Source organism: Spongiactinospora sp. 9N601 (assembly GCF_044326295.1).
In the GTDB taxonomy this organism is placed as follows: domain Bacteria; phylum Actinomycetota; class Actinomycetes; order Streptosporangiales; family Streptosporangiaceae; genus Spongiactinospora; species Spongiactinospora gelatinilytica.
This window is the reverse complement of the sequence record NZ_JBIRBB010000011.1, coordinates 291,571-303,169: the sequence shown is the minus strand read 5'-3', so window position 1 is coordinate 303,169 and position 11,599 is coordinate 291,571. Positions and strand designations below refer to the sequence as shown.

At 71.2% G+C, this 11,599-nt stretch carries 12 protein-coding genes; all 12 read right to left on the bottom strand.

Annotated elements, in window-relative coordinates:
* Positions 1-23: 23 nt before the first annotated feature.
* A complete protein-coding gene (locus ACH34R_RS27100) occupies positions 24-1,106 on the bottom strand; it encodes an ATP-binding protein (protein ID WP_397564333.1) in 1,083 nt (360 codons plus the stop codon).
* A 61-nt stretch (positions 1,107-1,167) separates the two neighbouring features.
* On the bottom strand, positions 1,168-1,971 hold the full coding sequence (locus ACH34R_RS27095) for a TrmH family RNA methyltransferase (protein WP_397564332.1): 804 nt from the start codon (positions 1,969-1,971) through the stop codon (positions 1,168-1,170).
* 124 nt (positions 1,972-2,095) lie between these two features.
* The gene (gene rplT / locus ACH34R_RS27090) at positions 2,096-2,476 is read right to left on the bottom strand and encodes a 50S ribosomal protein L20 (RefSeq protein ID WP_397564331.1); all 381 of its coding nucleotides are present in this window, start codon (positions 2,474-2,476) and stop codon (positions 2,096-2,098) included.
* Positions 2,477-2,501: 25 nt separating this feature from the next.
* Positions 2,502-2,696: a 50S ribosomal protein L35 gene (gene rpmI / locus ACH34R_RS27085; protein WP_111167197.1), complete on the bottom strand. Its 195-nt coding sequence runs from the start codon at positions 2,694-2,696 to the stop codon at positions 2,502-2,504.
* A 136-nt stretch (positions 2,697-2,832) separates the two neighbouring features.
* Positions 2,833-3,498 (bottom strand): translation initiation factor IF-3, encoded by a 666-nt coding sequence (infC, locus tag ACH34R_RS27080; protein WP_199536879.1) that lies wholly within the window; start codon positions 3,496-3,498, stop codon positions 2,833-2,835.
* A 217-nt stretch (positions 3,499-3,715) separates the two neighbouring features.
* Positions 3,716-4,558 carry a shikimate dehydrogenase gene (locus ACH34R_RS27075; RefSeq protein ID WP_397564330.1) on the bottom strand — a complete coding sequence of 281 codons (843 nt, stop codon included), beginning with the start codon at positions 4,556-4,558 and terminating at the stop codon, positions 3,716-3,718.
* Positions 4,555-5,709, bottom strand: a complete 1,155-nt coding sequence (gene mltG / locus ACH34R_RS27070; RefSeq protein ID WP_397564329.1) for an endolytic transglycosylase MltG — start codon at positions 5,707-5,709, stop codon at positions 4,555-4,557. The genes ACH34R_RS27075 and mltG overlap by 4 nt, the downstream gene beginning before the upstream one ends.
* 374 nt (positions 5,710-6,083) lie before the next feature.
* Positions 6,084-6,557, bottom strand: coding sequence for a Holliday junction resolvase RuvX (gene ruvX, locus ACH34R_RS27065; RefSeq protein WP_397564328.1), 474 nt, complete (start codon positions 6,555-6,557; stop codon positions 6,084-6,086).
* Between the two features lie 262 nt (positions 6,558-6,819).
* Entirely contained in the window at positions 6,820-9,492 is a 2,673-nt protein-coding gene (alaS, locus tag ACH34R_RS27060; RefSeq protein WP_397564327.1) for an alanine--tRNA ligase, read from the bottom strand.
* Position 9,493: 1 nt separating this feature from the next.
* On the bottom strand, positions 9,494-9,757 hold the full coding sequence (locus ACH34R_RS27055) for a hypothetical protein (RefSeq protein ID WP_111166688.1): 264 nt from the start codon (positions 9,755-9,757) through the stop codon (positions 9,494-9,496).
* Positions 9,754-10,146: a DUF948 domain-containing protein gene (locus tag ACH34R_RS27050; RefSeq protein WP_397564326.1), complete on the bottom strand. Its 393-nt coding sequence runs from the start codon at positions 10,144-10,146 to the stop codon at positions 9,754-9,756. The genes ACH34R_RS27055 and ACH34R_RS27050 overlap by 4 nt, the downstream gene beginning before the upstream one ends.
* Positions 10,147-10,263: 117 nt before the next feature.
* The gene (locus ACH34R_RS27045; RefSeq protein ID WP_397564325.1) at positions 10,264-11,580 is read right to left on the bottom strand and encodes a replication-associated recombination protein A; all 1,317 of its coding nucleotides are present in this window, start codon (positions 11,578-11,580) and stop codon (positions 10,264-10,266) included.
* Positions 11,581-11,599: the final 19 nt, after the last annotated feature.

Here is an 11,599-nt window from a genome sequence, read left to right as displayed (position 1 = left end):
CGGGAGGACGACCGCGGGTTCGGTCAGGCGAAGTCGGGCCTGCCGGTGGGCACGGTAAATCGGAAATCCGCGCCACCCTCCGGGGCACGCTGCACGGTGATCGTGCCGCCGTGCGCCTCCACGAGACCCTTGACGATGAACAGGCCGAGCCCGGTGCCGCCGCGGCGGCGGCCCTGCCCCCGCCAGAACTGCCGGAACACGCGCGTGGCCAGCTCGGGCGCGATGCCCTCGCCTTCGTCCCGGACGGACACGGCCACTCCCCACTCGATCGGTTCCACGACTATTGTCACCGTACCGCGTCCGTGCCGCACGGCGTTTTCCAGCAGGTTCGCCAGGATTTGATCGATCTTGTCCTGGTCGAGCCAGGTCTCGGGGAGCTCGCCCTCCACGTGCAGCCGGAACCGGCCGTCCCGCTCACCGGCCGCCACCCGCCCGGCGATCAGCCGCCGGACCCGCGCCGGGATGTCCACCACCTGCCGGTGCAACTGAAGCCGGCCGGACTCGATGCGGGACACGTCGAGCAGCTCGGTGATCAGCCGGGTGACCCGGTCGGCGTCGGAGTTGACGGTCTCCAGCATGACGCGCTTCTGGTCGTCGGTGAAGCGGGACCATTTGGCCAGCAGCGTGGCGGTGAACCCCTTCACGCTGGTCAGCGGGGAGCGCAGCTCGTGGGCCACGGTCGAGACCAGGTCGGCCCTGCTGCGCTCCAGGCGGGCGCGGGCGCCCGCGTCGCGCAGGGTCACCACCACCCGGACGACCTCGCCGCCGCGCTCGGGCTCGCGTACCAGCCGGGCGGCGAGCAGCAGCTCCTGGCCGCCGGGGACCTGGACGTAGCACTCGGGCTGGCGGGTGCGGGTGCGCAGCCCGCCCGCGGGGTCGAGCCACTTCCACCACTCGCGCCCGTCGGGGTCTTTGAAGGGGAACATGTCGCGGATGTCGCTGCCGACCGCCGCCTCGGGCCGCACGCCGGTGAGCCGCGCCGCCGCCCGGTTGACCAGCAGGATCAGGCCCTCGTGGTCGATGACGATCAGGCCGTCGGGCAGCTCGTCGGCGCTGACCGGGCATGCGGCACCAGGGTGCGGCGTATCGGTGTTCTCGCCCTGCAACGACCCCGCCTCCTCGACCTACAAGGCGACAATAGCGGGTTTCCGGCCCCCTACGGCAGCCTCACTTTTCCCGCTGAGCCCGGGCAGATGCGTACAAACACACCGCTGCGGCGGTCGCGAGATTGAGACTTTCCGCACCCCCGTAGATGGGCACGCGGACCACCTCGTCGGCCTCGGCGAGGATCTCTTCGGGCAGGCCCCACGCCTCGTTCCCGAAGACCCACGCGGTCGGCCCGGACAGGTCCACGTCGTCGAGCGTGCGCTCGCCCGCGCCGTCCGCGGCGAGCACCCGCAGCCCGCTCTCGCGAAGCCGGGCCACGGCGCGCGCGAACGGCTCGCCGGTGACGACCGGCAGATGGAACAGGCTGCCCGCGCTGGCCCGGACGCACTTGCCGTTGTAGGGGTCCACCGAGGCGTCGGTGAACACCACCGCGTCGGCCCCCGCGGCGTCGGCCGTGCGCAGCACGGTGCCCGCGTTGCCGGGGTCGCGGACGTGCGCCAGCACGGCGACCAGCCGGGCGTCCGAACGCACGGCCTCGGTCAGCGGCACGTGCAGCAGCCGGCACACCGCGAGCACGCCCTGCGGGGTCACCGTCTGGGCCAGCTCGGCCATGACCTCGCCGCTGGCCAGGTGGACCGGTACGCCCGCCGCCGCGGCGTCGGCCATGATCTCCGGGTGCCTGGACCCGGCGTCGGCCGTGGCGAACAGCTCGATGGTGACGCCGGGCAGGCGCAGCGCCTCGCGCACCGCCTGCGGTCCCTCGGCCAGGAACGCCCGGTCGCGGTCGCGGAAGGCCCGTTTGGCCAGTCGCCTGGCCGCCTTCACCTTCTGTGACCTGATGCTGGTCAGCTCGGACGTGGCCATCGCGCTCTCCCGCCACTGGGACGAACAGGTCGGTACATACGAAACCGCCGTGACCTCACGGCCGCGCGAACCCTCGGATCGGGGTCCGCGCGGAGCCGCGCGATCACGGCGGACGGTGGCGCCGTCAGGCGACCGGCGCGTTGACGTCGGCGGGCAGCGCCTTGCGCGCGGCCTCGACCAGCGTCGCGAAGGTCTGGGCGTCGGTGACGGCGAGATCCGCGAGGATCTTGCGGTCGACCTCGATGCCCGCGAGCTTCAGGCCCTGGATGAACCGATTGTAGGTGATGCCGTTCTGCCGGGCCGCGGCGTTGATCCGCTGGATCCACAGCCGCCGGAACTGGCCCTTGCGATCCTTGCGGTCGCGGTAGGCGTAGGTCATCGAGTGGAGCATCTGCTCCTTGGCCTTGCGGTACAGGCGCGACCGCTGACCCCGGTAACCGCTCGCCCGTTCGAGAACGACCCGGCGCTTCTTCTTGGCGTTGAGCGCCCGCTTCACGCGTGCCATCTGTATCTATCTCCCCGGGAATCGCTTACTTGGCGAGCAGCTTCTTGATCTTCTTGGTGTCCGCGGCGGACATGACCACGTCGGGAGCGAGACGCCGGGTCAGGGTGGACGGCTTGTGCTCGTTGTAGTGCGCGCGGTTGGCCCGGCGACGGATGATCTTGCCGGATCCGGTCATCCGGAACCGCTTCTTGGCACCGCTGTGCGTCTTCATCTTCGGCATGGCAGCCGTCTCTCCCTCGTTCCTCGTGCCGATGCCCCGGGCCGGTCACCCGAGTCAAGGGCATGCCTGACATCGAGACCGTACCGGTCTCGGCTTGGTCGGCGGCCGAGGCCCCTGCGAAGGGGCCTACCGGCGGCTAACCTTCCTCGACAGCCTCGTTCGCCGCGTCATCGCCGCGTCGGGCCTTGGCGGCGGCCTTTTCGGCCTTGGCCTCGGCCTTCTTCTTGTGCGGCCCGATCACCATGATCATGTTACGGCCGTCCTGCTTCGGCTGCGACTCGACGAAGCCCAGCTCCGTCACGTCCTCCGCCAGCCGCCGCAGCAGCCGGGAGCCGAGCTCGGGCCGGGACTGCTCACGGCCCCTGAACATGATCGTGACCTTGACCTTGTCCCCCGCCTTGAGGAAGCGCACGACGTGACCCTTCTTGGTCTCGTAGTCGTGCGGGTCGATCTTCGGCCGGAGCTTGATCTCCTTGATGATCGTGTGCGCCTGGTTGCGGCGCGCCTCGCGCGCCTTCATCGCGGACTCGTACTTGAACTTTCCGTAGTCCATGAGCTTGCACACAGGCGGCCGAGCGGTAGCCGCGACCTCCACCAGATCCAGGTCGGCCTCCTGGGCCAGCTTCAGCGCATCGTGGATGGAGACGATGCCGACCTGCTCACCGTTGGGACCGACGAGGCGGACCTCGGGTACGCGGATACGCTCGTTGATGCGGGGTTCGGCGCTGATGGGACCTCCTAGGTTTACGATCCTCGGCCGCCTCCGGGCGGCCGCCACGTGCTCGATCGTGCCGGGGTCCATACCGTGGCGCCATTCGCTGGCGATACGAAATGCCCCGCACGTCGCGCATGCGGGGCCACCGGGCCTGCTAGGCCCTCCGGAACTCGAATCCGGTGTGATCCTTGACCCGCTGGCCGTATGGCCGGTCAGGTGGGAGGAAGACCTCCGCTTGCGCATCCGGCAGGCATGCCGGACCGATCGAGTACTTACGTTATCACAACGCGCGCGGGCCGCAGAATCATCCCGCGGCGCGGCGCGCCAGCTCCGCCTCGCCCGCGGCGCGCATCGCCGCAACGGGCACGTCGCCACGGCCCGTCATCAGCTCCACCTGGCGCACCGCCTGGTGGAGCAGCATGGCGAAGCCGCTCACCACGGTGCCGCCCTTGGCGGCCACCGTCTCCGCCGCCGCGGTCGGCCACGGGGAGTAGGCCACGTCGAGCAGCGCCGGCACCCCGGCCAGCGCGCCGGCCATCCGGTCGGCCGCCCCGGAGGGCAGCGTGCTGATCACCAGGTCGGTCGCGGCGGCGTCGGGCAGCGCGTCGAAGCCCCGCACCGACAGCTTGACGCCGAGCCGTTCGGCGACCCGCAGCGTGTCCGCCGCGCGGCCGGGGTCACGGACCACCAGCGTGGCGGTGTCCAGCCCGAGGTCGCGCAGGGCGGCCAGCGCGGAGGCCGCGGTGGCCCCGCCGCCGAGGACCGCCGCCGAACCGGGGGCGCGCACGCCCGCCTCCCCCAATGCCGCCACGATGCCGTGGACGTCGGTGTTGTCGCCGTGCCTGCCCCCGCCCCCGTCGAACAGGACGGTGTTCACCCCGCCCACCTCGACGGCCAGCTCGGAGACCGAGTCCAGGAGCGGCAGGACGGCCCGCTTGAGCGGCATGGTCAGCGACAACCCCGCCCACTCCGGGCCGAGCCCCGCCAGCAGGCCGGGCAGCTCCGCCTCATCGCACTCGATCGCCTGGTAGCTCCAGCCGGACAGGCCGAGCGCCGCGTAGGCCGCCCGGTGCAGGACGGGCGAGAGCGAATGGGCGATCGGGGAGCCGAGCACCGCCGCCCTCGCCGTACCGGGTGCCTGTGTCATCCGCCCTGGTAGTTCTTCTCGAATTCGCTCTTGAACCGCAGGAACTCATCGTAGTTCGTGGTGAACTTGGTGATGCCCTGCTTGGGGTCGGTGGTGACGAAGTAGAGCCAGTCGCCGTCCGCCGGGTTGAGCGCCGCCTGGATGGCGTGGTCGCCGGGGTTGCTGATCGGCCCGGGCGGCAGACCGTTGATCTGGTAGGTGTTGTAGGGCGACTTGCTCTTCAGGTCGGCGTTGCTGGCGGCGATGCCGTACTTGTTCAGGCCGTACATGGTGGTGCTGTCCATCTGCAGGGGCATCTTCTGGGCCAGCCGGTTGTAGATCACCTTGGCGACCTTCGGCATGTCGGACGCCCGTCCGGACTCGGCCTGCACGATGCTGGCGATGGTGAGCAGTTGGTGCTGGGTCAGCCTGAGCTCCTTGGCCGCCTCCTGCATGCCGGCCTGCTCGGCGGCGGCCCCGTAGCGGTCCACCATCGCCGAAAGGATCTCGGTCGGCGTCGTCTTCGGCGTGATCTCGTAGGTCGCCGGGAACGCGTAGCCCTCCAGCTTGCCCTTCGCGGCGCGCGGCAGCTCGAGCGTCTTGGCGGCGGCCTCGAACTCCTCCACCGGGATCTTCGTCCGCTTGGACAGCTCGTCGAGGATCTGGGAGACGCGCAGGCCCTCCCTGATGGTGATCTTGGCCAGCAGCCGCTTGGAGGGGTCGAGCAGCGTGACCGCCTCCGCGGCGGCCATGCGCTTGCGCATCTTGTACTCACCGGGCTGCAGGGAGCCGCTCTTGCCGGCCGCGTCGGCGGCGTTGGTGAACGCCCGCGCGCTGGCCACGATGCCCTGCTTCTCCAGGAGATCGGCGATCTCGGCGGCGCTCGCGCCCTGGCGCACCTCCACCACGATTTCGCCGGTGCCCTTGCCGACGAAGTCGTCGGGCACCATTACGTCGTTCAGCCACTGGTAGCCGTAGTAGCCACCGCCGCCGATGATGCCGAGCAAGATGATCACTGCCAGCATCGGCGCCAGGAAGCCGCCGCGGTTACGGCGACGCCGGCGACGCCGGCCGCGCCTGCGCCCACGCCCTGAGGAGGATCGGCCGCGGCGTCGCGACCGCTCGTCGTCGTCATCGGTGCCGAGCAGGAAGTCCATATCGAGATCGTTCATAGGTGCGCTGGCCAATCTCCCGGTACGGACGGCCCGGCGTCAAGCAGATCAGCCGAACCGGTAGCGAGGCCGAGCCGGCCGGAACGGTGTCCCGGAGTGCCGGGTACGCTCGGCTGCCCCGACGGGATGGGGGGTATCCCACCGGACATCAATTCGTCCCGAGGTAATTCTGCGACTCTTCCCGGTATCTCACAGACTCGCTCTCTTTGTCAGGAAATTTCGTGATTCTAGCCTGGCTGGGCCATGCCCGTACCCCCTGCCGAACACCCTTGTCTGGATCCGAGGCCGTCACGAAGGTGCCTTCCCCGGGAAATTTCCCGCAGGAACCGCCGATAGTCCATAGTTCGGAAAAGTGTTATGGACGATGGATAGCGTCAACGAGGGGCGCCTCCGGACCTCGTCTCGACGGGCCTGCCGGGCGGCCGGCCCGCGGCCCGCTCGGCGTCCAGGGCGGCCTGCAACAGCACGACGGCGGCGGCCTGATCCACCACCTCGCGCTGGCTCTTGGCGCGCACTCCACTCGCGCGCAGGTCGCGCTGCGCGGTCACCGTGGTCAGCCGCTCGTCGAACAACCGCACCGGCAGCGGCGCCAGACGTACGGCGAGCCGCCGGGCGAAGGCCGTCGCCAGCTCTGCCGCCTTACCGGCCCGGCCGGACAGCGAGGTGGGCAACCCCACCACGATCTCGATGGCCTCGTACTCGGCGGCGATCTCCGCGATGCGGGCCAGGTCGCCCTTGCCCGCACGCACGGTCTCCACCGGAGTGGCCAGCAACCCGGAGGGATCACTCCGCGCCACCCCGACCCGGACCGCCCCCACGTCGACACCCAGCCGTACACCGCGCCTCATCGCGCCCCCCGCACGACACCCTCACAAGCCCACACACCGCACACGCAGGCGCAACTCCCCCGCGCGCCAGGCCGCGTACCGCGTGTACGGGTGGGACCCCGCCGCGTGCAGGGCCGTGTGGCGTGCGTACGAGGGAAAGCGCCCCGTGTGCAGGGCCGCGTGCCACAGGCACAGGTGAAAGATCCCCGTCCGTAGACGGACGCACCGTGTGCCTCCGGCCCCCCGGCCGCCGGATCGTGGCACACGGCGCGCCTGCTTTCGCTCACGCGAGTCGCTGGGCCACCGCGGAGCGCACCGCGTGGAGGGCGTCGCCGATGGACTCGGGGCGGGCTCCGCCGCCCTGGGCCACGTCGTCCTTGCCGCCGCCCCCGCCGCCGAGCTCCTTGGCGGCCACGCCGACCAGGCGGCCCGCGGACAGGCCGAGCGCGCGGCCCTGCTCGTTGACCGCGGCCACCACCACCGGACGCTCGGCGGGCACGCCCGCGATCACCACGACGGCGGCGCGGTCGGCGGGGAACCTGCCCCGCACGTCCAGCGTCAGCTTGCGCAGGTCGTCGGCGGAGGTGCCGTCGGGCGCCCGGTGGGTCACCACGGACGCGCCGCTGACGTCGGCCGCCCCCGCGGCCAGCTCACCCGCCACCGCGAGCACCTGCGCCGAGCGCAGGCGCTCAAGCTCCTTCTCCGCGGCGCGCAGCCGCCCGACGATGCCCTCGACCCGCTCGGGCAGCTCTTCCCTGCGGGCCTTGAGCTGCTCGCTGAGCTGGGCGACCAGCACGCTCTCGCGGGCCAGGAAACGGAAGGCGTCCAGCCCCACCAGGGCCTCCACCCGGCGCACACCCGCGCCGATGGACGACTCGCCGAGCACCTTGACCAGCCCGAGGTGGCCGGAACTGGCCACGTGGGTGCCGCCGCACAGCTCGCGGGAGTAGTCGCCGACCTCGACGATGCGCACCTCGTCGCCGTACTTCTCGCCGAACAGCGCCAGCGCGCCCATCGCCCGCGCCTCGCGCTGGGTGGTGTAGAACGCGTTGACCGCCAGGTCGTTGATCAGGACGGCGTTGACCTCGTCCTCGACGTCGCGCAGCACGCTGGGCGGCACCGCGCCCGCCGCGGTGAAGTCGAACCGGAAGCGGCCAGGGGAGTTTTCCGACCCGGCCTGCGCGGCCGACTCGCCGAGCGCGTTGCGGAAGCCGCGGTGCACCAGGTGGGTGGCGGTGTGGCTGCGCGAGATGGCGCGGCGGCGCTCGACGTCGATCTCGGCCTGGGCCTGGTCGCCCACCCGGACCTCGCCGGTGCGCACCTTGCCCCGGTGCACGATCAGCCCGGCGAGCGGGGACTGCACGTCCACGATGTCGACCTCGGCCCCGGCGGTGCGGATGACGCCCTGGTCGGCGAGCTGGCCACCGCCCTCGGCGTAGAACGGGGTGCGGCTCAGCACGATCTCGACGGTCGTGCCGGCGCCCGCGGCCGGCACCGCGGCACCGTCGATCATGATGCCGGCGACCTCGCTCTCGGCCACCGTCTGGTCATAGCCCAGGAACTCGACCTGGCCCGCGCGCTCCAGGAGCCGGCCGAGCACGGAGATGTCGGCGTTGCCGGTCTTCTTCGCGGCGGCGTCGGCCTTGGCCCGCTCCCGCTGCTCGCGCATCAGCCGGCGGAAGCCCTCCTCATCCACCTTCAGGCCCTGCTCGGCGGCCATCTCCAAGGTGAGGTCGATCGGGAAGCCGTAGGTGTCGTGGAGCTGGAACGCCTGAGTGCCGGCCAGCACCTGGCCGCCCTTGCGCTTGGTCTCCTCCACCGCCACGTCGAAGATCGCGGTGCCGGTGCGCAGCGTGCCCAGGAAGGACGCCTCCTCGGCGTCGATCACGCCGTGGATCTGCGGGGCGTCGGCCACCAGCTCGGGGTACTGGCGCCCCATGACGTCGATCGCGACCGCGGTCAGCTCGTGCATGTAGCGCTCGTCGCCGGAGCCGAGCAGCCGCAGGTTGCGGATCGAGCGGCGCAGGATGCGGCGCAGCACGTAGCCGCGGCCCTCGTTGCCCGGCATCACCCCGTCGGCGACCAGCATCGTGCCGGTGCGGACATGGTCGGCGACCACGCGCAGGCTGACGTCGGCGCGCGGGTCGCGGCCGTAGCGGGTGCGGGTGAGGTCGGCCGCGCGGTCCAGGATCTTGTAGGTGGTGTCGATCTCGTAGATGTTGTCGACGCCCTGCAGGATCGCCGCCATGCGCTCAAGGCCCATGCCGGTGTCGATGTTCTTGGCCGGCAGTTCGCCCTGTACGTCGAAGTCGATCTTGGTGCGCACCTCGGAGAGCTGCGCCTGCATGAAGACGAGGTTCCACACTTCGAGGTAGCGGTTCTCGTCGGCGACCGGGCCGCCCTCACGGCCGTACTCGGGGCCGCGGTCGTAGTAGATCTCCGAGCAGGGACCACCCGGGCCGGGAACGCCCATGTGCCAGTAGTTGTCGGCCAGCCCGCGGCGCTGGATGCGCTCCATCGGGACGCCGACCTTGCCGTGCCACAGCGCGACGGCCTCGTCGTCGTCTTCGTAGACGGTGACCCACAGCCGCTCTTCGGGGAAGGCGAAGCCGCCGTCGGACTCCGAGCGGGTCAGCAGCTCCCAGGCGAACGGGATGGCCCCGTCCTTGAAGTAGTCGCCGAAGGAGAAGTTGCCGAGCATCTGGAAGAAGGTGGCGTGCCTGGTGGTCTTGCCGACCTCGTCGATGTCGGGGGTGCGGACGCACTTCTGGGCGGTGGTGAGCCGGTTGGCGGGGGGCTTGCGCTGGCCGAGGAAGTAGGGCTTGAACGGCACCATGCCCGCGTTGACGAGCAGCAGCGTCGGGTCCTCGGCGACCAGGCCGGCCGAGGGCACGATGGTGTGCCCACGCTCCTCGAAGAAGCGCAGGAAGCGGCGGGCGATCTCTGCCGACTCCATGTCAGCGGCCGTCCTTCAGGTAGTGGTTTGCAGGGAGGGTCGGGTCGATGCCCGTGTCCAGGCCGTATTCGGCCCGAAGCTCGATCTCGCGCTTGGCCGCCGCCTCCATGGCGTCGCCGGCGAAGTCGCGCAGCCCGGCCATGGCACCGGTGACCCGGCCGGCGGCGCGGTGCGCGATGTGGTCGGGTTGCAGGGCGCGCAGCCTGCGCATCACCCAGACGGCGGCGAGCGCGCCCAGGGAGAGGTAGAACAGCCTGCGGATCATCGCCGCCGCCGCCCTGCCTCCAGGGGCCGCCGGTGCGGATCGCGGCGCGCGGCGGCGGCGCGGCGCACCCCGTGGCCGAGCGCGGAGACCTTGATCAGCGGGCCGGTGACCAGTGTGGAGGCGATGGCGCTGAGCCGCGCGAGGTGACCGCTGACCTGCTTGACGTCGGTGGAGATGGCCTCGACGGCGACGAGCCGCCGGTTGGCCTCGCCGACGGTGGCCGTGACGTCGTCGAGCAGCGGCGCGACCCGGTCGCCCAGCTCGGAGACCATCTTGGTGGTCTCGTTCAGCAACCGGGCGACCTTGACGAGCACCATGGCAAGAAAGCAGACCAGGATCGCCCAGAACATGGCGACCACCAGGCCCGCGACCTCTCCCGCGGTAAGCATCTGTGGTTCAGATCCCCTCGTTGGCGACCCGGCTCACTGTCGAGCGGAGTGGAAAGACCCTATCGTGCCGGGACGACACCCCGGCGCCTATCCGTCGATGGTACGGCTCCGGCCGGATCACCCCTGACCGCCACCCCGCAGGAAGGCGCGGATCCTGGCCCAGCGGTCGGCGAACCCGGCCTCGGCGCCGTGGGAGGTCGGCTCGTAGTAGCGGCGGTCGCGCAGCTCGGCGGGGGCGTAGTCCTGGCGGACCAGGCCGTGCTCGAAGTCGTGCGGGTACTTGTAGCCCTGCCCGTGGCCGAGCTTGCCGGCCCCCGGGTAGTGCGCGTCGCGCAGGTGGACGGGGACCTGGCCGATCGACCCCCGCGAGACGTCCGCGCAGGCTTCGCCGATGGCCTTGATCACGGCGTTGGACTTCGGCGCGAGCGCGCAGTGGATCACCGCCTGGGCCAGGTTGAGCCGGCCCTCGGGCAGGCCGATGAACTCCACCGCCTGCGCCGCGGCAACCGCGACCTGCAAGCAGGTGGGGTCGGCCATGCCGACGTCTTCGGAGGCGAAGATGACGATGCGCCTGGCGATGAACCGCGGGTCCTCCCCGGCCTCCACCATGCGGGCCAGGTAGTGCAGCGCGGCGTCGGCGTCGGAGCCGCGCATCGACTTGATGAAGGCGCTGATCACGTCGTAGTGCTGGTCGCCCTGGCGGTCGTAGCGGACCGCCGCCTTGTCCACCGCGCGTTCGACGACCTCGACGGTGATGTCGTCGGCCAGCAGGGCGGCGGCCTCAAGGTAGGTGAGGGAGCGGCGGGCGTCGCCGCCGGCCAGCCGTACGAGCTGGTCCAGCGCCTCGGGCGCGAGGCGGGCCCGGCCGTCGAGGCCGCGCGGGTCGCCGACGGCACGCTCCAGCACCGCGCGCACGTCGTCGTCGGACAGCGACTCCAAGGTGAGCAGCAGCGAGCGGGACAGCAGCGGCGAGATGACGGAGAAGAACGGGTTTTCGGTGGTGGCGCCGATGAAGGTGACCCATCGGTTCTCCACCGCGGGCAGCAGGGCGTCCTGCTGGGCCTTGTTGAAGCGGTGGACCTCATCGACGAACAGGACCGTCTGCCGCCCGGTCATGCCCAGCTCGCGCCGCGCCGAGTCGATGGCGGCGCGTACGTCCTTGACCCCGGCCGAGACGGCGGAGACCTCGATGAAGCGGCGCTTGGTGACGCCCGCGACGACGTAGGCGAGGGTGGTCTTGCCGGTGCCCGGCGGCCCCCACAGGAAGAGCGACATGGGCGCCTCGCTCTCCACCAGCCGGCGCAGGGGGGTGCCCTGGCCGAGCAGATGACGCTGGCCCAGCACCTCGTCGAGGGTGCGCGGACGCATGCGCACCGCGAGCGGCTCCTGCCCGCGATGCGCCTCCTCTGCCGCCGAATCGAACAGACTGTCCACTGGCAGCAGCCTACCGGCG

Excerpts from the sequence above, each read along its gene's own strand:
- ACH34R_RS27055 (WP_111166688.1), bottom strand. The coding sequence starts at position 9,757 with ATGATCCGCAGGCTGTTCTACCTCTCCCTGGGCGCGCTCGCCGCCGTC.
- alaS (WP_397564327.1), bottom strand. The coding sequence starts at position 9,492 with ATGGAGTCGGCAGAGATCGCCCGCCGCTTCCTGCGCTTCTTCGAGGAG.
- ACH34R_RS27095 (WP_397564332.1), bottom strand. The coding sequence starts at position 1,971 with ATGGCCACGTCCGAGCTGACCAGCATCAGGTCACAGAAGGTGAAGGCG.
- mltG (WP_397564329.1), bottom strand. The coding sequence starts at position 5,709 with ATGAACGATCTCGATATGGACTTCCTGCTCGGCACCGATGACGACGAC.
- rplT (WP_397564331.1), bottom strand. The coding sequence starts at position 2,476 with ATGGCACGCGTGAAGCGGGCGCTCAACGCCAAGAAGAAGCGCCGGGTC.
- ACH34R_RS27075 (WP_397564330.1), bottom strand. The coding sequence starts at position 4,558 with ATGACACAGGCACCCGGTACGGCGAGGGCGGCGGTGCTCGGCTCCCCG.
- infC (WP_199536879.1), bottom strand. The coding sequence starts at position 3,498 with ATGGACCCCGGCACGATCGAGCACGTGGCGGCCGCCCGGAGGCGGCCG.
- rpmI (WP_111167197.1), bottom strand. The coding sequence starts at position 2,696 with ATGCCGAAGATGAAGACGCACAGCGGTGCCAAGAAGCGGTTCCGGATG.
- ruvX (WP_397564328.1), bottom strand. The coding sequence starts at position 6,557 with ATGAGGCGCGGTGTACGGCTGGGTGTCGACGTGGGGGCGGTCCGGGTC.
- ACH34R_RS27050 (WP_397564326.1), bottom strand. The coding sequence starts at position 10,146 with ATGCTTACCGCGGGAGAGGTCGCGGGCCTGGTGGTCGCCATGTTCTGG.